The 23561-nt window shown below is 57.1% G+C and carries 22 protein-coding genes; 14 read left to right on the plus strand and 8 right to left on the minus strand.

Annotated features, from left to right (window positions below; all coding sequences use genetic code 11):
* The first annotated feature begins 73 nt into the window (after positions 1–73).
* Positions 74–1513: a coniferyl aldehyde dehydrogenase gene (locus tag AC2FJC_RS08165; protein WP_496739103.1), complete on the plus strand. Its 1440-nt coding sequence runs from the start codon at positions 74–76 to the stop codon at positions 1511–1513.
* A 111-nt stretch (positions 1514–1624) separates the two neighbouring features.
* Here AC2FJC_RS08165 and AC2FJC_RS08170 read toward each other — a convergent pair whose 3' ends face one another.
* From AC2FJC_RS08170 to AC2FJC_RS08190, 5 genes are all read right to left on the minus strand, one after another.
* Complete coding sequence (locus AC2FJC_RS08170; protein ID WP_496724825.1) at positions 1625–2326, minus strand: ABC transporter ATP-binding protein; 702 nt, start codon at positions 2324–2326, stop codon at positions 1625–1627.
* Positions 2326–3090: an ABC transporter ATP-binding protein gene (locus AC2FJC_RS08175; RefSeq protein ID WP_496739104.1), complete on the minus strand. Its 765-nt coding sequence runs from the start codon at positions 3088–3090 to the stop codon at positions 2326–2328. Before AC2FJC_RS08175 ends, AC2FJC_RS08170 begins: the two co-directional genes overlap by 1 nt.
* Positions 3087–4373, minus strand: a complete 1287-nt coding sequence (locus AC2FJC_RS08180) for a branched-chain amino acid ABC transporter permease (RefSeq protein WP_496739105.1) — start codon at positions 4371–4373, stop codon at positions 3087–3089. Before AC2FJC_RS08180 ends, AC2FJC_RS08175 begins: the two co-directional genes overlap by 4 nt.
* A complete protein-coding gene (locus tag AC2FJC_RS08185) occupies positions 4370–5326 on the minus strand; it encodes a branched-chain amino acid ABC transporter permease (protein WP_496724831.1) in 957 nt (318 codons plus the stop codon). Before AC2FJC_RS08185 ends, AC2FJC_RS08180 begins: the two co-directional genes overlap by 4 nt.
* A gap of 81 nt (positions 5327–5407) precedes the next feature.
* Positions 5408–6652, minus strand: coding sequence for a branched-chain amino acid ABC transporter substrate-binding protein (locus AC2FJC_RS08190; RefSeq protein ID WP_496739106.1), 1245 nt, complete (start codon positions 6650–6652; stop codon positions 5408–5410).
* 379 nt (positions 6653–7031) lie between these two features.
* Here AC2FJC_RS08190 and AC2FJC_RS08195 point away from each other — a divergent pair, with 379 nt between their 5' ends.
* The 11 genes from AC2FJC_RS08195 to AC2FJC_RS08245 all read left to right on the plus strand — a co-directional run bounded on the left by AC2FJC_RS08195 (position 7032) and on the right by AC2FJC_RS08245 (position 19290).
* Entirely contained in the window at positions 7032–7865 is an 834-nt protein-coding gene (locus AC2FJC_RS08195) for an FAD binding domain-containing protein (RefSeq protein WP_496739107.1), read from the plus strand.
* The gene (locus tag AC2FJC_RS08200; protein WP_496739108.1) at positions 7858–10608 is read left to right on the plus strand and encodes a molybdopterin-dependent oxidoreductase; all 2751 of its coding nucleotides are present in this window, start codon (positions 7858–7860) and stop codon (positions 10606–10608) included. Before AC2FJC_RS08195 ends, AC2FJC_RS08200 begins: the two co-directional genes overlap by 8 nt.
* Positions 10598–12091 carry a 6-hydroxynicotinate reductase gene (locus AC2FJC_RS08205; RefSeq protein ID WP_496739109.1) on the plus strand — a complete coding sequence of 498 codons (1494 nt, stop codon included), beginning with the start codon at positions 10598–10600 and terminating at the stop codon, positions 12089–12091. Before AC2FJC_RS08200 ends, AC2FJC_RS08205 begins: the two co-directional genes overlap by 11 nt.
* 6 nt (positions 12092–12097) lie before the next feature.
* Positions 12098–12961: a UPF0280 family protein gene (locus AC2FJC_RS08210; RefSeq protein ID WP_496739110.1), complete on the plus strand. Its 864-nt coding sequence runs from the start codon at positions 12098–12100 to the stop codon at positions 12959–12961.
* Positions 12954–13535, plus strand: a complete 582-nt coding sequence (locus AC2FJC_RS08215) for an amino acid synthesis family protein (protein ID WP_496739111.1) — start codon at positions 12954–12956, stop codon at positions 13533–13535. The genes AC2FJC_RS08210 and AC2FJC_RS08215 overlap by 8 nt, the downstream gene beginning before the upstream one ends.
* Positions 13532–14113, plus strand: a complete 582-nt coding sequence (locus AC2FJC_RS08220) for an amino acid synthesis family protein (RefSeq protein WP_496724844.1) — start codon at positions 13532–13534, stop codon at positions 14111–14113. Before AC2FJC_RS08215 ends, AC2FJC_RS08220 begins: the two co-directional genes overlap by 4 nt.
* An 88-nt stretch (positions 14114–14201) precedes the next feature.
* Entirely contained in the window at positions 14202–15416 is a 1215-nt protein-coding gene (locus AC2FJC_RS08225; RefSeq protein ID WP_282119306.1) for an ABC transporter substrate-binding protein, read from the plus strand.
* 67 nt (positions 15417–15483) lie between these two features.
* A complete protein-coding gene (locus AC2FJC_RS08230; RefSeq protein WP_282119305.1) occupies positions 15484–17328 on the plus strand; it encodes an ABC transporter permease in 1845 nt (614 codons plus the stop codon).
* Positions 17325–18098: an ABC transporter ATP-binding protein gene (locus AC2FJC_RS08235; protein ID WP_496739112.1), complete on the plus strand. Its 774-nt coding sequence runs from the start codon at positions 17325–17327 to the stop codon at positions 18096–18098. The genes AC2FJC_RS08230 and AC2FJC_RS08235 overlap by 4 nt, the downstream gene beginning before the upstream one ends.
* A complete protein-coding gene (locus AC2FJC_RS08240) occupies positions 18091–18792 on the plus strand; it encodes an ABC transporter ATP-binding protein (RefSeq protein ID WP_496739113.1) in 702 nt (233 codons plus the stop codon). Before AC2FJC_RS08235 ends, AC2FJC_RS08240 begins: the two co-directional genes overlap by 8 nt.
* A gap of 72 nt (positions 18793–18864) precedes the next feature.
* Positions 18865–19290, plus strand: coding sequence for a MarR family winged helix-turn-helix transcriptional regulator (locus AC2FJC_RS08245; RefSeq protein WP_108859585.1), 426 nt, complete (start codon positions 18865–18867; stop codon positions 19288–19290).
* On the opposite strand, the gene AC2FJC_RS08250 is transcribed toward AC2FJC_RS08245, so the two are convergent.
* Positions 19285–20397 (minus strand): CaiB/BaiF CoA transferase family protein, encoded by a 1113-nt coding sequence (locus AC2FJC_RS08250; protein WP_496739114.1) that lies wholly within the window; start codon positions 20395–20397, stop codon positions 19285–19287. The two genes, AC2FJC_RS08245 and AC2FJC_RS08250, sit on opposite strands and share 6 nt — an antisense overlap.
* A 269-nt stretch (positions 20398–20666) precedes the next feature.
* Between AC2FJC_RS08250 and fdxA the strand changes: the two genes are divergently transcribed.
* Both fdxA and AC2FJC_RS08260 read left to right on the plus strand, forming a co-directional pair.
* Positions 20667–20996, plus strand: coding sequence for a ferredoxin FdxA (gene fdxA, locus AC2FJC_RS08255; protein WP_496739115.1), 330 nt, complete (start codon positions 20667–20669; stop codon positions 20994–20996).
* 9 nt (positions 20997–21005) lie between these two features.
* Positions 21006–21812 (plus strand): ferredoxin--NADP reductase, encoded by an 807-nt coding sequence (locus AC2FJC_RS08260; protein WP_496739116.1) that lies wholly within the window; start codon positions 21006–21008, stop codon positions 21810–21812.
* Positions 21813–21888: 76 nt separating this feature from the next.
* Here AC2FJC_RS08260 and AC2FJC_RS08265 read toward each other — a convergent pair whose 3' ends face one another.
* Both AC2FJC_RS08265 and AC2FJC_RS08270 read right to left on the minus strand, forming a co-directional pair.
* Positions 21889–22659, minus strand: a complete 771-nt coding sequence (locus AC2FJC_RS08265) for a crotonase/enoyl-CoA hydratase family protein (protein WP_496739117.1) — start codon at positions 22657–22659, stop codon at positions 21889–21891.
* Positions 22660–22668: 9 nt separating this feature from the next.
* Positions 22669–23430, minus strand: coding sequence for an SDR family NAD(P)-dependent oxidoreductase (locus AC2FJC_RS08270; protein WP_496739118.1), 762 nt, complete (start codon positions 23428–23430; stop codon positions 22669–22671).
* Between the last annotated feature and the right edge of the window lie 131 nt (positions 23431–23561).

The following is a 23561-nucleotide window of genomic DNA, read 5'->3' on the forward strand; positions in this document are numbered from 1 at the left end:
AGGGGACAGAACGGGCACACAGACCAACAGGAAGGCGGCTGCGCACCGCAAAACCAACCGCAGGAGACGCGTATTGAACCAGCATAGCCCCAACCCCGCCGAGAGCCTCGCGACGCTTTTGGAGACACAAAAAGCCCACCAGGCCGAACATGGCGCGCCAAACGCGGCTGAACGTACGGATCGCATCACGCGGTTAATCGACCTGGTACTGGATAATCGCGATGCCATGATTGACGCGATCTCGACCGATTTTGGCAATCGGTCACAACATGAAACGATCGCGGCCGACATCGTTGGCACGGTAAAACAGTTAAAATTCGCGCGGGACAACCTTGATCGCTGGATGCGCCCTGAGAAGGCAAAAGTCGAGTTTCCGTTGGGCTTGCTGGGCGCGCGCGGTCGCATCCATTTTCAACCCCTGGGTGTCATTGGTATTGTCAGCCCCTGGAACTTTCCGATCTATCTGGCCATCGGCCCAATGGCCGAAGCCTTTGCGGCAGGCAACTCGGTCATGCTGAAGCCGTCAGAGTTCACACCCCGCACATCCGACCTTTTGAAGTCGCTGATAGAAGCAAACTTCGCCCCGCACGAAGCCGTGGTTGTGACCGGTGGCGTCGACGTCGCACAGGCGTTCACTGCCCTGCCTTTTGACCACCTGCTGTTTACCGGCGCCAGCACCATTGGCCCGCACGTCCTTCGTGCAGCAGCTGAACATATGGTGCCGACAACACTGGAACTTGGTGGCAAGAACCCCGCCATCATCGCCCCCAGCGCGGATATGAACCTTGCGGTCGCCCGGATTGCGGCGGGCAAAGGATTCAATGCGGGTCAGGTTTGCCTGGCACCGGACTATGTCTTGGTCCCACGCGCAAAGATGGAAGAATTCGCTACCCAGCTTGCGGCAAAACTTGCCGAGGCCTTTCCGACCCTGTCCGGCAACCCGGATGTCACACATATCGTGACCGATCGCCAATTCGACCGACTCAAGGGCCTTGTGGAGCAGGCACGCTCGGCAGGGGCGAGGGTCGTTCAGGTCAATCCGGCCAACGAAGATCTCTCAACCACAAATGAGAAAATTCTGCCCCCGACACTGATCGTCGACGCCGATCCGGCGCTGGACGTCATGCAGGATGAAATCTTTGGGCCGATCCTGCCAATCCTGCCTTACGACTCGCTGGATCAGGCCATAGGCTTTGCCAACACCCGTCCGCGCCCTCTGGCGGCTTACGTATTTGCCAAGGACGCGGCCGAGCAGGAGCAGGTGATGGAAAGCACCATTTCCGGCGGAGCGTGCATCAACGAGACCATCATGCATTCGACGCAGAACACCCTGCCCTTTGGCGGTGTCGGAAACAGTGGCATGGGCGCTTATCACGGCCTGCATGGTTTCAAACGGTTCAGCCACGCAAAGGCTATCTTCAAGCAGATCAACATGGATGGTGTCTTCAAGGCTCTTCGCCCGCCCTATGGCGAGAAGTTCTTTAAGACAATGGCACCGTTCCTGAAAAAATAATCTGGTGCACCAAAAAAGAAGGGAACTCCGTATTTACGAAGTTCCCTTCAATCTTTTTGCGGTATTGCTGACAGCGCGACTTACTATGGGCAAGGTGCCTGCGGCACAGCCTCAGACCTCCAGCCATTCCTTCCGGATTTCGTCATTTTCGCGCAATGCCTGCGGGGTGCCTTCGTAAACCATATGCCCGTGACCCATGACGTAAACCCGATTGGTCACACGCAAAGCGATGGTCAGCTTTTGCTCGACCAACAGGATCGAGACGCCACGCTCGGCAATCTGCAGCAGCAGATCCCCCACTTGCTCAACAATCTTCGGGGCCAGACCTTCTGTCGGTTCGTCGATCATGATGAAATCTGGATTGCCCATCAAAGCGCGACAGATGGTCAGCATTTGCTTTTCGCCGCCCGACATGACCGAGGCATCCACATCCGCACGGTTGCGCAAGTTGGGAAACATCTCAAACATGTCCTCGATACACCAGCGGCCATCGCCGTCCTTTTGGCCCGGCTTCAGCCCCAGTATCAGATTTTGGCGCGTTGTGAGACCGGGAAAGATATCCCGGTTTTCGGGCACGTAGCCAATCCCGGCCTTGGCAATCTCAAAGCTCTTGCGGCCAGCGATCTCCTGGCCACGGAACTTGATCGACCCATGCGGCGCGACCTCGCCCATGATCGCCTTGCAGGTAGTTGACCGCCCAACCCCGTTGCGCCCCAGCAGCGAGACGATTTCGCCCTCGCCCACTTCAAGGTTCACCCCCTGAAGAATGTGACTTTTTCCGTAATATGCGTGCAAGTCGGTGACCTGAAGCATTACACCGCCTCCTCTTCCAAACTTGCGCCCAGATAGGCTTCTTTCACTTTCACCGATGCGCGCACGACGTCCGGCGTGTCGGATTCGATCACTTCGCCATAAACAAGGACCGAGATCTTGTCGGCCAAATCGAAGATCACGCCCATGTCGTGCTCGACGATCAATAGCGTCTTATCCTCGGTCACGTTGCGTATCAGATCGACGATCAGGTCAGTTTCTGAATGGCTCATCCCGGCGCAGGGTTCGTCCAGCAGAATGATATCGGCCCCACCAGCGATCGTGATCCCAATCTCAAGCGCGCGCTGCTCGGCATAAGCCAGCGTGCCTGCCAGTTCATTCCGGCGCGAGGTCAGATTGATCTGTGCCAGAATTCCCTCAGCCTTTTCAGTCACATCCTGCTGCCGACCAATCAGGTGCCAAATCGAATAGCGATACCCCATTGTCCACAACAACCCGCAACGAATGTTTTCGAACACGGTCATGTTGGGGAAAATGTTGGTGATCTGGAAAGATCGGCTGAGGCCACGGCGGTTGATCTCGAAGGGCTTCAATCCGGTGACATCTTCGCCGTGCAGAAACACCCCACCCGAGGTCGGCGCGAACCGCCCGGTGATCAGGTTGAACAGGGTCGATTTCCCGGCCCCGTTTGGCCCAATAACCGCGTGGCGTTCACCCCTGGCGATCTGCAGGTTCACACCCTGAATGATCTTGGCCAGACCAAAGCTTTTTTCGAGGTTTTTCAGCTCAATAGCAGGAGCGCTCATGCCCGATCCTCCGCATGGTTGGCATTGTCCCAGGCTTCACGGATTTCTGGCAAAACGCGGGACACAAGGAATAGCGAGATCGCGGCGATGATTACTGCGAACGCTACGGCCTGATAGCCACCACTGTCAAAGGCAATGCCATAGAGGTGCATCTCGTGATCGCCACCGTATCCGTGGCGCTTGTGGAAAAGGATTTCCAAAATGGCGGCCAGGGACAAGACACTCGTGATCGCAGGGATTGCCACCTTGAGATACGGCTTGATCAGCAAATTCAGTTTACCCAGGGCAAGTGGGCGTCGATGCATCGCGATCAACCCGGCAAATCCCGACGGGAAGAACATCACACAGGCCACGAATAATATGCCCAGATACAGCGCCCACAATTCGGTATGCAGGCCAAGAACCGTTTGAAGCAGGGTGAACACGACCGCCCCGATGATCGGCCCGACAAAGAAGCCTGCACCACCAATGAAGGTGATCAGCAGGATTGAGCCTGACGTTGCAAGGTTCAGGTTTTCCTCGGTCAAAATCTCAAAGTTGATCGCGAACAACGACCCGGCAACACCGGCAAAAAAACCCGAAGCACAGAAGGAAATCCAGCGAACGTTGCGCTGAGAATACCCCAAAAACTCGGCGCGTTCTTCGTTGTCGCGCACTGCGTTGGCGATCCGCCCGATCGGCGTGCGCGAGAACAGATACATCAGCAGCGCTGCCACCAAAAGCCACACGACCGTAAGGTAATAAACGTCTTGCTGTGTAAGGAATTCATAACCGAACACTGGCGGACCCATGGTCCGGTCGCCCGAGATGCCTTCTTCGCCGCCAAAGAACACGACGATGATGACGGAACAGGCGGCGATCAGCTCTCCGACACCAAGCGAGATCATGGCGAATACAGTGCCTGCCCGGCGGGTCGAAAAACTACCGATCAGGAAGGCGAAGACCATGCCGAACAAACCCCCGACAATCGGCAGAAACGGCAATGGCAACCACAGCCCGTCCTCGACCATGTTCATCACGTGCATGGCGAAGAACCCGCCAAGACCCATATAGACCGCATGACCAAAGGACAGCATGCCGCCCTGCCCCAGCAACATGTTGTAGCTCAGCGCGAAGACGATGGTGATTGCCATCTGGTTCATGATCGTCAGCGCCGAACTGGACTGGAACACAAACGGCAGGCACAACAGGAACAAAGCGGCAAAAGCCCAGGGCATCACGTTCGATAGCGATATCAGCCGCGTAGTGCCCGCAGTTAAAGGCGTCTTACTAGCGATACTCATGATTCACGGTTCCCCATAAGACCTTGCGGGCGCAGAACAAGAACGATGATCATCAACAAGTACGGTAAGATCGGACCAAGCTGAGGCAGCGTCAGTGTCCACAGATCCTGCAGTGGATGATCCCAGATCATCTCCGGCTTGGTAAAGCCGATCGCGGTCAGCACCTGCTCGGCCGTGACGTCATAGGCAGTGGCAAAGGTCTGAAGCCAGCCGATAATCAGGGATGCAACCAAGGCGCCCCAAAGCGAGCCCAAACCGCCGATCACAATGGTCACGAAAACGATTGAACCAAGCTGTACCGCCATGCCAGGGAATACGCCCAAAACCGGACCAGCGATGACGCCGGCCAGCCCGGCCATCGCGGTTCCTACGCCAAACACGCACATAAAGACCAACGGTACGTTATGACCCAGGTTCTGGACGGTTTCGGGATAGCTGAGCGCGGCCTGAATGGTCATGCCTATACGGGTCTTGGTCAGAATGTATAGCAGCGTCAGGAATATCCCCATCGCAACGGCGATCATGAAAACCTTGTAGGCAGGAAAGGCATTTCCAGCGATGGCGAAAGCTGCAAAATCCAGCGCGGCAGGTTCCGAGAAGGGAAGCTGGCTCTTGCCCCAGAAGAATTGAATCGTTTCTTCAATCAGCAGCGCAAGACCAAAGGTAAAGATAAGCTCCGGCACATGCCCGTACTTGTGAACGCGTCTTAATCCGTATCGCTCGATCAGAGCTCCGATCAATCCGACAATCAATGGCGCGACAAGCAAGCCGACCCAGAACCCGGTGACGAGGCTGATCTGATAGGCGAAATAGGCACCCAGCATGTAAAAACTGGCATGAGCAAAGTTCAGAACGCCCATCATGGAAAAGATCAGTGTCAGACCGCTGCATAGCATGAACAGCAACAAACCAGTCACAAATCCATCCAACACGTTCACGAGGAACAGCGCCATTACGTGTCTCCCTGCATTTTATTGAGTGGTAGCCTGGCGGCCCGCCCGGATTTCGGACGGACCACCAGAGTGGTTAGAGGGTTATGGGCGTTTCATCTCGCACGTGGTGGGCGAGTCATTGGACGCCAGTTCGACAACCGTTTCTGCAACCATACCACGGCCAGAATTGTCATAGTCGAACGCAGCCTCAGGTGTCTGCCCTTGCACGGTCACAGTCTGGATCGTCTGGTGATCGCTTTCACGCATCACGGTCTTGCCAGTGACAATACTGTCGTATTCCATACCTTCCAGCGCGTAGGCGATCGCCTTGATGTCCGTGGCGTTGCCAACTTCGTTGATCGCGGCTGCCAGCATCGGTGCGACATTCGCCATCTGAGGCTGACCGAAGTCCAGATCCGGGAAGCTTACATAGAAGGCTTCGATGAACTCCTGCGCTTCAGGAGTTGGGGCCGGATTGACCTGACCTGCTCCGACCAGCTTGACGATACCGTCGCCTTCTTCACCAAAGGCCGCGGTGATGCCCGAGGTCGCGCCATAGTAGGTGTAGATCGGCTTGTCGAAACCGGCACCCATGACCGCCTTGCCCAGACCGACCATATCGCCACCCCAGTTACCGGTGATCACGGCATCTGCGCCCGAACCAACAATCTTGCGCGCGTAGGGCGTGAAGTCTTTGACTTTGCCGATCGGGTGCAACTCGTTCCCGACAATCTCAATATCGGGGCGCTTTTCCTGAAGGAACCGCTGTGCGGCCGCAGCAACAGCCTTACCGAACGAATAGTCTTGACCGATCACATAGACTTTTTTGATATCCGGGTTGGCTGCAATGTCATCGGTCAACGCGTCCATTTTGATGTCAGCATTGGCGTCAAAGCGGAAATGCCAGAACTGGCACTTGTCATTGGTCAACGCCGGGTCAACGGCCGAGTGGTTGAGGAAGATAACCGGATCATCAGGGTTGCGACGATTGTGCTTGGCAACCGCTTCGGTCAGCGCGTTCGCCACACCGGATGATGCGCCCTGAGCGATGATGCGAATGCCCTGATCCATGGCAACCTGCAACTGGATGAGCGATTCCTTTGCGCTGATCTTATTGTCGAAAGGCACCATCTCGAATTCGGCATTCCCATCCAACAGCCCGCCAGGTTCGTTCACCAGCTCTTTGACGCTGTGGCGATAGATCGCCAAGCCTTGTGTGCCCGTCGTCGCAAATGGCCCGGATAGCGGATCAATGAAAGCGATTCGTACTTTTTCCTGTGCCGCAGCAGCCCCTGCAACAAGACCAGCAGCAAGTGCGGTCGCCATCATCAAATTGAACTTGTTCATTTCTTCCTCCCTATTGACACCAGGCGGTAGGTTTCAGCCCGTTGTAAGATCCACACGAAGGTGAGTGATCGATCACTATATTCATGACTGTTTGTTAGTGTGTCAATGAATTACTGACGGAATTTGGAACTTCTGGACGTCCGTGAAACAAAATCGGCAATGCGCCGTCACATCGCCCAATTTTATCGCGACTAGAGTGACTGCTCCTCAAATTGGCTCTGAAAATAAGGGGAATGATCAATGGACTGAATATCCGTCATCCAATCTTCTGCCCGCGCTCATGATAAACAAAACTGGCTCAAACAAATCGTTGACATTTTTTTTGTTCGTGTAATATCATTTGTGTACTAACGAGAAATTTCTCATCAGGATAGACACTTTGCGGTATCTCTCTCCCAACACCCTCGATGATGCATTTGACTTGCTGACCAGAAATGATCTGACGGTTGTCGCTGGCGGCACTGACTTTTTCCCATCTCGGCAGCGTCATGAGCTGCACACCGACATATTGGACCTCACACGCATCAATGGTCTTTCGGGCATCCAACTTGTGGATGACCGTTGGAGAATCGGAGCCACAACAAGCTGGACAGACATTGCCCGGGCCAATCTGCCCGTAGCATTTAAGGGCCTGCAAATGGCAGCGCGGGAAGTCGGTAGCCTGCAAATCCAGAACAGCGGCACGATTGCAGGGAATCTGTGCAACGCCTCGCCGGCTGCTGACGGCGTGCCGCCACTGCTGACGCTGGAGGCCAGCGTTGAGCTTGGCTCGGCCCGTGGCTTTCGCGAGGTTCCGCTGTCAGAGTTCATCACTGGCGTGCGCAAAACGGCGCTGTCCGCCGATGAGATTGTGACCGCGATCTACCTGCCCGATCCGCCCAAAGGAACTGTTGGGCACTTCGAAAAACTCGGCGCGCGGCGATACCTTGTGATCTCGATCACGATGACTTCTGTCATCATCGGCCTCGATGAAAACCGCCGGATCAACTATGCGCGCGTCGCTGTGGGGGCCGCATCAGCCGTGGCACAAAGACTGGAACAGCTCGAAGCCGATTTGATCGGGGAATCCCCTGAAACGGCTGGCGTTTCATCAGAGCATTTGGCACCGCTCAGCCCCATTGATGACGTCCGTGGGGACGCCGCATTCCGACTGGACGCGGTGGCAGAACAATGTGTCCGGGCAATCGCAGAGGCGGGAAAACACCATGGATAAACGCGCTGATGAATTCACGACCGAATTCACCTTGAACGGCCACCCTGTCAGCACGGTGCCGCGCGTGGGTGAGCGCCTGTCGGAAATGCTGCGCGAGCGGCTGTCAGCACGCGACGTCAAGATCGGGTGCAATGCTGGCGACTGCGGTGCTTGCACCGTTCTGGTCGATGGTGATCCGGTCTGCGCCTGTCTGGTTCCGGCCCAACAGGCTGCTGGGCGGTCCGTGGAAACGGTGTCCGGGCTGACGCAGGATGACCAGATTGCCAAACGTTTGGCAGATAGCTTTCAGAACCACGGCGCGGCGCAGTGCGGAATCTGCACACCCGGCATGATGACCGCTGCCGTCGCATTGCTGCGCGGGACACCTGAGCCAAACAATGAACAGGTCCAGGATGCCCTTGGCGGTGTTTTGTGCCGCTGCACCGGGTATCGCAAGATTATCGATGCCGTGGTCGCCGCTGGTGCGCCTGCCTTGCCAGAAGCAACACTGGGACACGCGGGCGACGCCATCTGGCGCGTGGATGGGCAAAACAAGGTTACAGGCACAGAGCTTTTTGGCGATGATGTTGCCCCGGCAGGTACGTTGGAAATCTATGTCATCCGTTCTCCTTACCACCGTGCCCGATTTACACTTGGCGATCTGGACACTTGGACCAATAAGACCCCAGGGATCGAAGCGGTCCTGACTGCGGCCGACATTCCCGGGCGCAACAACTTTGGCGTTATTCCCGACTTTGCCGACCAACCTGTCTTCGCGGAAACCGAGGCTCGGTTCCGTGGCGAAGCTGTCGCCGCCATCATTGGCCTGCCCGAGGTTCTGGCAACCTTCGACCCAGCAGATTTTCCGGTAACGTGGGAAAAAAGACCCGCCGCGCTGGATTCACTGGACGCCATGACGCCCCAAGCCGCGCAGCTGCACCCAGATCGCGACGGCAACGTTATGTGTGCCGGTTTCGTGAAATGCGGAACCCCAGAAACAGCGTTGGCCAACGCAGATGTTGTGGTCGAAGGCCATTTCCGCTCGGGCTTTGTCGAACATGGGTATATCGAGCCTGAGGCCGGGTTCGCCGAGATCGTGAACGGGCGGGTCGAAGTCCATGCCTCCACGCAAGCTCCGGTGATGGACCTGGACGCGCTGGAGATCATCCTGGGGATGCCGCGCGATCAGATCCGTATTGCCCCGACCGGGGTCGGCGGCGGGTTCGGCTCAAAACTGGATATTTCGGTGCAGCCTTATTTGGCTCTTGCCGCGCTCAAAACCGGTAAGCCGGTGCGACTGACCTATTCCCGAACCGAGTCGATGCAGTCCACCACCAAACGCCACCCTTCCGACTTGCGGGTCAAGATAGGGGCAACCAAAGACGGTCGTATCAGTGGGATGACTTTTGATGGGCTGTTCAACACAGGTGCCTATGCCAGCTGGGGTCCGACCGTAGCCAACCGGGTGCCCGTGCATGCCTCGGGTCCCTACAGAATTGCCGACTACCGCGCCGAAGCCAAAGGCATCCATACACATTGCCCGCCGTCGGGCGCATTCCGGGGCTTTGGCGTTCCGCAATCGGCCATCGCGCAGGAATGCCTGTTAGATGAGTTGGCGGACAAGTTGGGCATCGACGCGCTTGATTTCCGCATCAACAATGCGCTGGAAAACGGAGTACCTACTGTTTGCGGACAGATTTTCGATCAAGGTGTCGGCATTCGTGCCTGCCTCGAAGCGCTGCGTCCCGCGTGGACCGAAGAAAATGCAGCGGTTCAGGCATTCAACGCAAGAAACAATACCTTGAAGCGCGGCGTTGGACTGGCGGCAGGTTGGTACGGGTGCGGCAACACTTCGTTGCCCAACCCGTCGACGATCAAATCGGGTATCCGGTCAGATGGCAGTTTGGTCTTGCACCAAGGGGCAATGGATATCGGCCAAGGGGCAAACACAGTGATCGCGCAGATCTTTGCCACGGCACTTGGTGTCCCGGTTGCGCAGATCGAAATCATCGGGGCCGATACGGATGTCACGCCAGACGCGGGCAAAACTTCGGCCTCACGTCAGACCTATGTCTCTGGCAGCGCTTCACGTCTGTCGGGTGAATCGATGCGGGCGCAGATTCTGTCCCGCGTGAACGCCGGGCCTGACGCCGTGATCACTCTGAGCGCAGGTTTGATTGTGGTGGACGACAACGGGCAACATCACTCTATCGACTTGACCGTGCTGGAGCCTGACGCAGAAGGCTACGTCCTGCGCGCCGAAGAAACCTATGACCCGCCCACAAAACCGTTGGACGAAAACGGTCAGGGAATACCTTATGCGCAGTTTGGATATGCTGCGCATCTGGCGGTTGTCGAGGTGGACACAAAGCTGGGCACGGTGAAACCGATCAAATTCGTGGCCGCCCATGACGTTGGCAAGGCGATCAACCCGATGCTGGTCGAAGGTCAGGTACAGGGCGGTATCGCGCAGGGTCTGGGCATGGCACTGATGGAAGAATACCTGCCCGGCCGCACCGAGAACCTGCATGACTATCTGGTCCCGACCATTGGTGACATCCCTCCGATCGAAACGCTGATCATCGAGGAAGAGGATGCCCACGGCCCCTATGGTGCCAAAGGCCTGGGTGAGCACGTGCTGATCCCGACGGCCCCGGCCCTATTCAACGCAATCAAGCGCGCCTGCGGCGTTCGGCTGACTCACGGTCCCGCCACACCAGCAAAAATGCGCGCAGCAATCAAGGAATTGACAGATGCCAACTGAGCGCACAATAACGGAAAAAATCCGCTGCGACGCCTGCCCGGTGATGTGCTATATCGCAGATGGCAAAATCGGGGCCTGTGACCGCTATGCCAACCATGGCGGCGATCTTGTCCGACTGGATGCGCTGACCATCATCGAAAGTGCAGAAGACACTCGTCTGGTCCCGTTCCTGAAGGATGGTAAGGGCCCCGAAGATTGGGACGGCGACATCGTGCAGGGAAAACGGCCCTTTGTGACGGCCGTCGGCGCGGGCACGACCTATCCCGACTACAAACCCGCGCCCTTCATCGTCAGCCAGGACGTGGCGGGCGTGGATATGGTCACCGTGGTGACCGAGGGGATATTCTCGTATTGCGGCGTCAAGGTGAAGATCGACACCGACCGTCATATCGGCCACGAACGCGATGTTGTCCGCGTAAATGGAGAGCCGGTCGGGCACGTAATGACCTCAGAATACGGATCCAAGATGTTGTCGCTGGGCGGCGTAGAGCACCTGACTGGCGGCACCAAAAAAGAGGGCCGGATCACCTGCGATGCCCTGCTTCGGCTGTGCAATCGTGAAGCCGTCGAGATGGTGATCGGTGATGAAGGACATGAGACCACGGTTGTTGTTCAGGCCGGCAAAGCGCCCATCATCAACGGGGTCGAGGAAAAACTGATGCGGGTGGGCTGCGGCTCGGCCACAATCGGGATGTTCGCCAAGCAGTGGATTGAACATGTGGATGACGTGGTGGTGGTCGACGACCACATTACCGGCGTTCTGTCCGAGCATCAGGCAGGCAAACTGCTGGACGTCGAACCCACGGGGATCAAAATCAATGGCCGTCGTTCTACTCCGGGTCGCTATTTTCAGGTCGCAGAGCCCGGCACCGGCTGGGGCGGTACGGATATCGAGGATCCGCTGAAAATTCTGGGCGATTTCAATCCGAAATTCGCGCGTGAAGGTATGAGCCTGTTGATGGTATCCACCACTGGTGAGCAATATGGCTATTTTGAACTGGATGCCGAGCTGAAACCTCAGCCCGTCGAGATTCCCCCGGCGCTGAAGGCGTCTGCTGAGCTGATTGCCGAAAACTGCGAACCTTCGGTCTGCTCGGTTCTGTTCATGGGCGGCGCAGGCGGCAGCCTGCGGGCGGGTGTCACGGAAAACCCGGTTCGTCTCACGAAATCGGTCAAGGACTCGCTTACCTTTGTATCCTGCGGCGGGGCCGAAGCTTACGTTTGGCCTGGCGGCGGCATCACCGTGATGGTGGACATTCTGGATATGCCCACAGGATCGTTCGGATATGTTCCGACCCCGGCACTGGTCGCCCCCATCGAGTTCACAATGCGTGTCAGCGACTATGGCACGCTGGGGGGGCACATGGATGAGATCAAGCCAGTTGCAGATGTCATCTCGGACGAAACCCGCAAGGTAGATCAGTTCGAAAACCAGCCCGACCCTATGTCTTCGAACAACTACCGCTGGGCGAAAGGAGCATAAGGTCAGATGCAACCCATCTCTGCCATATTGCCGTGTGGCCGCAGATTGCATCTGCAACACGGCCCGATCGACCTGATCGTCGAGGCAGATGGGGCGCGCGATATCGCATTTGAAGCTGCCCAGTTACGGTTCCAATCCTTGCTGCAAGGCTTAGTGGATGAACTGGCTTTGTTGAAAACGCCCATGACGGCTGAATGCGCCCGCCCTCAAGGACGGGTAGCGCGCCGTATGGATGACGCTGCCCGCCCTCATACCAACGTGTTTGTTACACGCATGGCCGCAGTTGCCGGAGCCGTTGCAGACGAAGTACTGGCGGCCATGCTACAGGCCACGCCCCTGGATCGCGCGTCGGTCAACAATGGCGGAGACATCGCCGTGCATCTGTGCTCGAGTCAGGACTATAGCATCGCCATGAGTGGGCTTGACGGGTGCGACCTGGGCCGCATTGCTATCCGTGCAAGCGACAAAATTGGTGGCATTGCCACGTCGGGTCGCGGCGGACGTAGTCTGAGCCTTGGCATCGCCGACAGCGTTACAGTGCTGGCCAGCAACGCAGCAATGGCCGATGTGGCAGCGACTCTGATCGCCAACGCGGTTGATCTGCCCGGGCATCCGGCCATCCGGCGCCTTCCGGCCAATCAACTGCGCGATGACAGCGATTTGGGCGACCTGCCGGTTCCGGTTTCTGTCGGTCAACTCTCTGCCCAAGATATTCAAGATGCCCTGTCACACGGCCTGAATACTGCCGAGACCATGCTTGGACGCGGTTTGATCTCTGCCGCCCATCTGTCTCTTGGCTCTCACTCCTGCCAGACGGGCGCGTCCCGATTGGTGATCTCAACCACTCAGAAGGTTCCACAATATGCCTGACGTTCAACTGCGAAAAAAGCTGTTTTCGCTTGAAGAAATCTATCACGAAGGCGGACCACTTTCCGACACGCCGCAGGTGCGGGTCGCTGCGATGGCCGTGATCGCCAACCCCTTCGCAGGACGCTACGAACCCGAAATTCAGGGCTTTATGGAAGACCTCAAACCTTTAGGCTTGGAAATGGCGCAAACACTGATCGACATGTTGGGTGGTCCGGAAAACGTCCAAGGCTACGGCAAAGGGTCCTTGGTTGGCGAAGGCGGTGAGCTGGAACACGGCGCGCTGTGGCACGCCCCCGGTGGTTACGCGATGCGGCAGTTGCTGGGTACAGCCAACGCGATTGTGCCCTCATCGAAAAAAGTGGGCGGCGTGGGTGCGCGGCTGGACGTGCCAATCACGCACATCAACGCCTCATATGTACGTAGTCACTTCGACAGCATGGAAGTCGGCTGTAATGACGCCCCTCGGGCCGGCGAGCTGGCATTTTCCCTGGTCATGACAACCGGACCGCGGGTGCATTCGCGCTCGGGCGGGCTTGAGGCTTGGGACATCAAAGGAGAGGACGGGCTAAGATGACAAAGATCCGAAAAATCGCCGTCAATATTGAAGAAACCCATATCGAGGCAGGGCGCTCGATCTCGCCCGCCACGCGCAAGGCGGTGGCTGTGGCCGTGATCGAAAACCCCTTTGCCGGGCAATATGTCGAGGATCTGACCCCGCTGATGGAAACCGGGGCTGAGTTGGGCGCTTTGCTAGGCCGTCGTTGCGTCGAGGCCCTTAACATCACGCCGGAACAGGCTGAAAGCTATGGAAAATCGGCGATGGTCGGTGAGAATGGCGAGCTGGAACATGCCGCCGCCATCCTGCACCCCAAACTGGGCGCGCCACTGCGCAAAGAGGTCGAAAAGGGCGCTGCCTTGGTTCCTTCTTCGAAGAAGATGGGCAGCCCTGGGCAGGTACTGGACGTACCGCTTGGTCACAAGGACGCGGCCTATGTGCGCAGCCATTTTGACGGCATCGAAGTGCAGTTGAACGACGCGCCCCGTGCGAATGAGATCATGGTGGCAGTTGCGGTCACCGACAGCGGACGACCGCTGCCGCGTGTAGGCGGACTGACGAATGAGGAGGCAGAAGGCAAAGACGGGCTGCGCTGAATGTAGCAGCTGCGCTCTTTAGGGCTGACAACACATTAAGAAGCCGGGATAACTGGCCGTGAACAATGATCATTGGGAGGAATTCGAAATGAATCTGATCAGACGCACGGTACTGGGCGCGCTTGCGGCGCTACCCTTCACCAGTTTGACGGTTGGGGTCAGTCTGGCCCAGGACTCAATCGTTTTGGGTGAGGTGAACAGCTATACCCGTCTGCCCGCCTTTACTGAGCCCTACAAGAAAGGTTGGCAACTGGCGGTCGAACAGATCAACGCCGCAGGCGGGATCGACGGCAAGCAACTGGAAGTGATCAGCCGGGATGATACCGGTGATCCAGCCACCGCAATCCGGATCGCCGAGGAACTGGTCTCAAAAGACGGTGCAGTTCTGATCTTTGGCACCTTCCTGTCCAATATCGGTCTGGCCGTTTCCGATTTTGCCAAGCAGAAAGAAGTCCTGTTCATCGCGTCAGAGCCCCTGTCCGACGCGATCGTCTGGTCCAAAGGCAACAAATACACCTATCGTCTTCGCCCCTCGACCCATATGCAGGCCGCGATGCTGGCCGAACAGGCCGCCAAGCTCGACGCCGTGAAATGGGCGACTGTCGCGCCGAACTACGCCTATGGGCAGGATGCGGTGAAGGCCTTCAAATCCGAACTGACCAAATTGCGCCCCGATGTAGAATTTGTCGAAGAACAATGGCCACCGCTGTTCAAAATCGACGCGGGTTCCACCGTCCGCGCGCTTGAGGCCTCGAAACCGGATGCGATTTACAACGTGACCTTCGGCGGCGATCTGGCCAAATTTGTTCGCGAAGGTTCGCTGCGGTTCCTGTTCGAGGATCGCGACGTTGCATCATTGCTGACCGGAGAACCGGAATACCTCGACCCGCTGGGGGCTGAGGCTCCTGAGGGTTGGATCGTCACCGGATACCCCTCGACCGACATCACTACGGATGAGCATAAAGCATTTGCTGAAGCTTATATCGAAAAGTTCGGCGAAGCGCCCAAAACCGGTTCTATCGTTGGATACAACTCGATCCTCGCCATCGCCGCAGCGTTGGAAAAGGCCGATTCCACAGACACTGACGCCTTGCTGGCCGCGATGGAGGGCCTGACCGTTGACAGCAGCCCAACCGGCCCCTTCACCTTCCGCGCGGCTGACCATCAGTCCACGATGGGCGCCTATGTCGGCAAGACTGGGACAGTCGACGGCAAACCATCGATGGTCGACTGGTCCTATGCCGACGGGGCTGATTACTTGCCCAGCGAAGACGACGCAGCAGCCTTGCGTCCGGCGGAATAAGCCGAATTAGGCGGGGCAATAGCTGCCCCGCCCCACAAAAAGAACACGAACAAGGGACGGTGGCCCGATGGGGTTCTATTTTGCACAGCTACTGACTGGATTGGCGAACGCTTCCTCGCTTTTCCTGATCGCATCCGGGCTTTCGATCATCTTCGGCGTCACGCGGATCGTGAACTTTGCGCATGGCTCGTTCTACATGGTCGGCGCTTATCTCGCTTACACACTGGTCACACTCTGGAGCGGCAGCATCCTTGGCTTTTGGGTCAGCGTCATTTTGGCGGCAATGATCGTCGGGGTGATCGGCCTGATCATCGAACTCACTATCCTGCGCCGCATTTACCACGCACCTGAGCTGTTCCAACTAGTCGCAACGTTTGGCGTCGTATTGATCTTTCAGGATGGCACGCTGGCGATCTGGGGCGCAGAGGACCTTTTAGGCCCGCGCGCGCCGGGATTGGATAGCGCGGTTCGCATCATGGGTGAACCAATTCCCGAATATGACCTCGCCTTGATCGCTATCGGGCCGGTCGTATTGCTGGCCATCTGGCTGCTGTTCCACAAAACCCGCTGGGGTGTTCTGGTGCGTGCCGCGACCCAAGACCGCGAGATGGTCGGGGCGCTAGGCGTCAACCAAGCCTGGTTGTTTTCGGCAGCATTCGTATTGGGCTCGTTCTTGGCTGGATTGGGTGGCGCACTGCAAATCCCGCGCGAGGCGGTATCGCTGCAGATGGATCTGTCCATCATCGGTGAGGCTTTCGTCGTGGTTGTCATTGGCGGTATGGGCAGCGTGTCCGGCGCGTTTGTAGCGGCGGTTCTGATCTCGGTCCTGAACGCTTTTGCAATCCTGATCTTCCCGCAAATCTCAATCGTTTTACCCTTCGTCATTATGGCGATTGTCCTGATCTTCCGGCCCCATGGCTTGTTCGGCAAACCCGGCAGCGAAAAGGGCGCGCCGGAAGAACCGGACCAACCACTGGCGCTGATGGATCAGAAATCAGCAATGGTGCTGATGGCCGCGCTGCTGGTGCTGGCGCTTAGCCCCTTGTTCACTGCTGATTTCACTTCGGTCCTGATGGTCGATGTGATGGTCGCGACGTTATTTGCCGTATCGCTGCATTTTATGATGGGTGTTGGCGGCATGGTCAGCTTTGGGCACGCCGCTTATTTCGGCGTTGGCGCCTATGGCGCGGCGATGGCGGTCAAATTCCTTGGCCTCGGCATGATCTCGGCTATGCTTTTCGGCCCGGTTTGCGCGGCCATAGCAGCGCTGTTCTTCGGCTGGTTCTGTGTCCGGCTGTCGGGCGTTTACCTCGCCATGTTGACCTTGGCCGCAGCCCAGATCCTATGGGGTGTCACGTTCCAATGGCAGGAATTCACCGGCGGGGATGATGGCATCCTTGGCGTATGGCCTGCCAAATGGGCCAGCTCCGACAAGGTTTATTTCTACATCGCCTTCGTCCTATGTATCGGCGGAATATGGGCTTTGCGTCGTGTGGCCTTCTCTCCATTCGGCTATATCCTGCGCGGCATACGCGACAGCCAAACCCGGGCTGAATCGATTGGCATCGATACCCGGTTTCATCAATGGATGGGATTTGTGCTGGCGGGTGGCTTTGCCGGTTTGGCCGGGGTCGTCTTTGCATTCTCCAAGGGCAGCGTCTTTCCTGACAGCCTCGGCATCGCGCTGAGCATCGACGGTCTGATCATGGTTCTTCTGGGTGGCATTCACGCACTGGCGGGTCCGATCCTGGGGGCCGGTGCCTTTGTACTGATCGAAGATTGGGTCACGCGGTTAGACTATTGGCGTTTCATCTTCGGGGCCATCATTCTAATCGTTGTCCTAGTGGCACCTGACGGAATTGCGGGCGGTGTCCAGCGCCTGCTGCGCGGCCTGAAAGGAGGCCGCGCATGACCAACGTTCTCGAAGTCCGCAACCTGTCTAAATCCTTTGGCGGCGTGCAGGCCGTGAAGGGTGTGAATTTCGATCTGAAGGAAGGGGAATTCCTTGCCCTGATCGGTCCCAACGGCGCGGGCAAAACCACATGTTTCAACATGCTGAATGGCTACCTGAAACCGGACGCAGGCTCGGTATCCTTGCGCGGTCAGGCCCTGATCGGCCATCCGCCGCGCAAGATTTGGCGTATGGGCGTTGGTCGAACGTTCCAGATTACGGCGACCTTCCTGTCGATGACCGTTGTGGAAAACGTCCAGATGGCGCTGATCTCGCATCACCGCCGGGTGTTCGACCTGTTTTCCCGGGCGACGCGGATGTATGTGGATAAGGCAATGGCGTTGCTGGAACTTGTTTCGATGCAGGATCAAGCCGGGCGGGCATGTTCGGAACTGGCGTATGGCGATCTGAAAAGACTGGAACTGGCGATTGCCTTGGCGCATGAACCCGCCCTTCTGCTGATGGACGAACCGACGGCGGGCATGGCACCGTCCGAACGGTTAGCCCTGATGGCGTTGACCGCGGAAATCGTGGCTAAAGGCGGCGTAAGCGTGGTGTTCACCGAACATGACATGGACGTCGTTTTTGCCCATGCTCATCGTATTCTGGTGCTGAACCGGGGTGAGTTGATCGCCGAAGGCACAGGGCCTGAAATCCGCACCAACCCATTGGTCCAAGAGGTATATCTGGGCGGTGGCTCAGTCTTTGAAGCGGAGAGCGCCAATGCTTGATGTCAAAAACCTTGGGGCCTGGTACGGCCGTGCGCAAATCCTCAACGGTGTTTCGCTGAACGTCGGCGAAAACGAGGTGGTTGCGCTGATGGGCCGGAATGGTGCCGGCAAATCGACCACCATGAAGACCATCATGGGATTGGTGCGGCACATAAATGGCACCATCCGCTATGCCGAACGCGAGATTCAGGGGAATACCCCTCATGCGATCTGTCGCCTTGGCATGGGTTATGTCCCCGAAGACCGTCGGATTTTCGGGGATCTGACCATCGAAGAAAACCTCGAAGTCGGACGCCGCGAACCACGTCCAGATGCACCCGAATGGACACAGGAACACTTGTTCGAGCTGTTCCCAAATCTGGCTGAGCGTCGCAAGAACCTGGGCAAACAACTGTCGGGTGGGGAACAACAGATGCTGACCATTGCCCGTACGTTGATGGGCAATCCCAAGCTGGTCCTGTTGGATGAACCATCAGAAGGGATAGCGCCGGTCATTGTTGAACAGATGGCCCGCGTGATTGCGGAACTGAAACGAGAGGGGCTTTCGGTGCTGATCAGTGAACAGAACCTGCACTTTGCGCGCATCGTGTCGGACCGGGCTTATATCATCGAAAAGGGCGAAATGCGGTTCGAAGGCAGCTTTACTGAACTCGACGAAAACCCAGAAATTTCAAATACCTATCTTGCAGTCTAATACCTTGGTCTTGTGGGAAGGACATGGCTTTGATTATTATAGTACGAACAATTGAATCAGGCAGGAGCCGTCATGACGGAATCGATTGAAAGCTATGCGCTTGACGAGCAGGTCGGCTATCTTTTGCGGCTGGCCAATCAGCGCCACGCGTCGATTTTCCAGTCACACACATTGGACGGCCTGACGCCAACGCAGTTTGCTGCGCTGATCCGTATTGCAGATTTGGGCAAGTGCTCTCAAAACCGATTGGGGCGGCTGGCGGCAATGGATGTTGCGACAATCAAAGGGGTCGTTGATCGCCTGCGTCAAAAGGGATTTGCGGTTGTCGAACCCGATCCGGACGACAAGCGACGCACACTGATTTCGCTATCCCCCGAAGGCGAGGCCATGGTCGCGCGGATGAAAGATGTTGGTCAACAGATCACCAACGAAACGCTCAAGCCGCTGACGGCCGCTGAACAGCGCAACCTTATCCGTATTCTGCGAAAAATCTCATGATTTGACAGGCCGTTTGGCCGACGCCTTGTCCAACTGCAATTCAGACCGGGAAAACCGGATCGGAGTGCGCAAACCGGGCACGCCTTCCGGGTTGATCTGCATCTCGCGATGCTGAATCTGCGGGTCGCTGAGTGCCTCGTGCACTGAATTGATCGGGCCACCGGGCACGCCATGTTGTTCAAGGGCCGCCAACAGATCGGTCTTGACCCATTCCAGACAGGAATTCGTCAGCAATTCAGTCAACGCAGCGCGATTTTCCACACGGTCCGCGTTGGACGAAAACCGTGTATCGTCGATCAACCCCGACAGGCCCAGTATTTGGCAAAGGCTTGCATATTGCCGGTCGTTGCCACAGGCGATGATGATGTGTCCATCCGCCACCGGAAACACCTGATAAGGCACGATATTGGGATGAGCGTTACCCATTCGCGTTGGGCATGCACCCGAGGCCAGATAATTCATCGCCTGATTGGCCAGAACGCCCGTCATGCAATCCAGCAGGCTCAGATCCACGTGCTGTCCCTGCCCCGAGCGCTCTCGTTCAGCAAGTGCAGCCAGAATACCGATCACCCCGTAGAGACCCGTGAAGATATCTGCAAAGGCAACGCCGATCTTTTGCGGCTCTCCTTCTGGGTCGCCCGTCAGGTCCATGATCCCGCTCATACCCTGGATAAGAAAATCGTACCCTGCCCGATGGGCATAGGGTCCATCCTGACCGAACCCAGTGACGGATGCGTAAACAAGTCCAGGGTTGATCTGTTTGACGCTATCATAGTCCAGGCCGAATTTTTTCAGTCCGCCAACCTTGAAGTTTTCGATCAGCACATCCGCATCGCGGATCAGATCCAACAACTTGGCCCGATCACCCGCATCCCGGAAATCCAATGCGATACTGTCCTTACCCCGATTGGCCGCGTGGAAATAGGCGGCTGTCTTATCGCCATCGCGCTCAATAAACGGTGGCCCCCATTTTCGCGTATCATCCCCCTCGGGGCTTTCGATCTTGAGCACATCTGCCCCCAGATCAGCCAATGTCTGCCCGATCCAGGGTCCGGCCAGAATGCGGGCCAGCTCGATCACTTTCAATCCGTGCAAGGGTGTGCTCATGGGTTGAACCTTTCAAAACTCTGCTGCGATCGGCCAACTTGTGTCCGGGATAGAATCCTGCATCTCCCCCAACAGCATGAGTCCGATGTTTCGACAACCCGCTTGTCAGTCATACTACCCTGCCGAAGCGCCGTATTTTCGTTAGTACACTAACTTTTTTCACATTTGGGTCAAGAGTCCGGTACAGGAATTTTTCATTCGTACAAAAACGTATTGACAGGCACGTAATTCTCACAATACTCATTCGTATACTAACGAATAGGCGCTCCATGACTTACGTCGTCACCGAAAACTGCATCAACTGCAAATTCACCGATTGCGTGGAGGTTTGCCCAGTGGATTGCTTCTACGAAGGGGAAAATACACTGGTCATCCATCCCGACGAATGCATCGACTGCGGTGTGTGTGAACCGGAATGCCCCGCCGACGCAATCCGCCCGGACACTGAGGACGGGATGGAGACGTGGGTCGAACTAAACGGCAAATACGCTGAGGCGTGGCCCGTCATCACCGAAAAGAAAGACCCGATGCCCGACGCAGACGACTGGAACGGCAACGACGGCAAACTGGAGCTTCTGTCCGAAGCCCCGGCAGAATAGGAGATCAAGATGTCGCTGGATTCCACGACCAAGACCGAATTCCCCATTCCGGCGGGCGTGTTCGCCGAAACCGTGACCGAGGTGAAGCACTACACCGACCGGTTGTTCAAATTCCGCATCACCCGTCCAGCGTCCTTCCGGTTTCGGTCGGGTGAGTTTGTGATGATCGGTCTGCCGAATGCGGAAAAACCCGTGTTCCGCGCCTATTCCATTGCTTCGCCTAGCTGGGACGAAGAGATCGAGTTCTATTCGATCAAGGTTCCCGGCGGCCCACTTACCGAACACCTGCAAAAAATCCGCGAAGGCGACACGGTTTTGATGCGCAAAAAGCCCACCGGCACATTGGTCAATGACGCGCTATTGCCGGGCAAACGGCTTTGGATGTTCTCGACCGGCACCGGCATCGCGCCTTTTGCATCGCTGATCCGCGACCCAGAAACCTATGAGAAATTCGACGAAGTGATCCTGACCCATACCTGCCGGGAACAGGGTGAACTGGACTATGGCAAGGATCTGGTCGCGGAGCTCAAATCCGATCCGCTGGTTGGCGAGATGGCACAGAATTTGCGGCATTATTGCACCCTCACGCGTGAGGACTATCCGTTCAAAGGTCGGATCACCGATCTTATGGCATCGGGCAAAGTGTTCAATGATTTGGACGTGCCGCCAATCTCACCTGAAACAGATCGCGGAATGATCTGCGGCTCGATGGCGATGCTGCAGGATACCAAGGGCGCGTTGGAAGGGTTCGGTCTGGAAGAGGGCGCCAACAACAAACCTGCAACTTTTGTGGTCGAACGCGCCTTTGTCGATTGACCAACCGGGGCTCTGCCCCGCCCTACACCGGGATCTGGTGAAACGCTCTCACACCAGATCCCGCGTGTCTCGGGACTTACTGATTGTCCCGCTTTCCTGTCTTGTTCAGAAACGCCTCCATCCCAGCCCGCGCTTCGGGTGAGGATTGGGCAATCGCCGCAGCCAGGCTTTCGGTAAAGAAGCCATCACTGGCCGACATGTCATTGATGCGCGTGATCGCCTGCATCATCATGTAGTTTGACAGCGGCGCATTCTCGGTCACGCGCCGGGCCAGATCCATCGCTTTGTCGAACACGGTTCCGTCCGGCTCAACATAGTGCGCCAGCCCCAGTTGCAACCCTTCGTCCGAGCCATAGCGGCGGCCGGTCAGCATCATCTCCATCATCCGGCTGGCCCCAATAATCCGGCCAACACGTACCGTTGCGCCGCCGCCGACAAAGATCGCGCGGCGTCCTTCGGGCAGCTCATAGAACGTATCCTGCTGCGAGACCCGAATATGGGCGGTCATAGCCAGCTCCATCCCACCGCCCAGAACACCACCGTTCATTGCGGCGACGACCGGAACCCGTCCGTATTCGATTTTGTCGAAAATCCGGTGCCATAGGCGACATTCATGCATCGCCCCTGCGGCGTCGCGCATCGAATGTTCCAACAGGTCTAGCCCGGCACAGAAATGCTGACCGGAACTGCGGATCACAACTGCGCCGATCTCATCGGGAAGGGTGTCAAAATAATGCTCGATCTCTAACAGCAGCCCGTGATTGATCGCATTGAACTTGGCAGGTCGGTCCAGCGTCAGGATACCAACCGGGCCGTCTGTCTCTGGGGTGATATGTGTATATTCCATTGCAAAGCCTTACTTGGGTTCCAGACGGATCGCGCCGTCCAGACGCACGCATTCACCGTTCAGCATGGTGTTTTCGATCATGTGCCCTGCCAAGCGCGCAAATTCAGCCGGCTGCCCAAGGCGCGACGGAAAGGGAACCTTGGCACCCAGACTGTCCTGAATCTCCTGCGGCAGCAAATCCATCATCGGGGTCGAGAAGATACCCGGTGCAATCGCCATGACCCGAACGCCCGAGCGCGCAAACTCCCGCGCCGCAGGCAAGGTCAGACTGGCCACCCCACCTTTCGAGGCAGAATAAGCCGCCTGCCCGATCTGCCCCTCAAAGGCCGCCGCCGACGCGGTGTTGATGATAATCCCCCGCTCGTTATCCACAAGCGGTTCATTTTGCATGATCCGCTCAGCCGCCAGGCGCATGACATTAAAGGTGCCGATCAGGTTGATCTGAACCGTTCTGGCGAACCCGTCCAGCGCCGCCGGGCCATTGCGCCCTACGATCCGCTCGCCATGCGTTACGCCGGCGCAATTGACGACAACACGGGGCAAACCATTGGCCGCAGTTGCCGTGTCCAGCGCCGCAGCAACCTGGGCCTCTTTGGTGACGTCGCAAGGCGCAGCAATTGCCCCCATCTGCTTTGCGGCCTCGTCCAGCTTGTCACCGGGCAAGTCGAACAGGGCCACTTTCGCCCCGTATGATGCAAGATATTCGGCCGTCGCAAACCCCAACCCCGAAGCACCGCCAGTCACAATTGCGGATGCGTTTTCGATTCTCATTCCATGTCTCCCTGTGTGCCCCGTACGCCATGACGCAACGAAATCAGGCTTCGGTCTTGCGCGATTTCCTGATGCATCATACCCGTTAAATCAGAACTTAGTGAACGATCAATAATACATTTGCATACTAA

It is taken from the genome of Ruegeria sp. CDSB117 (assembly GCF_059611005.1).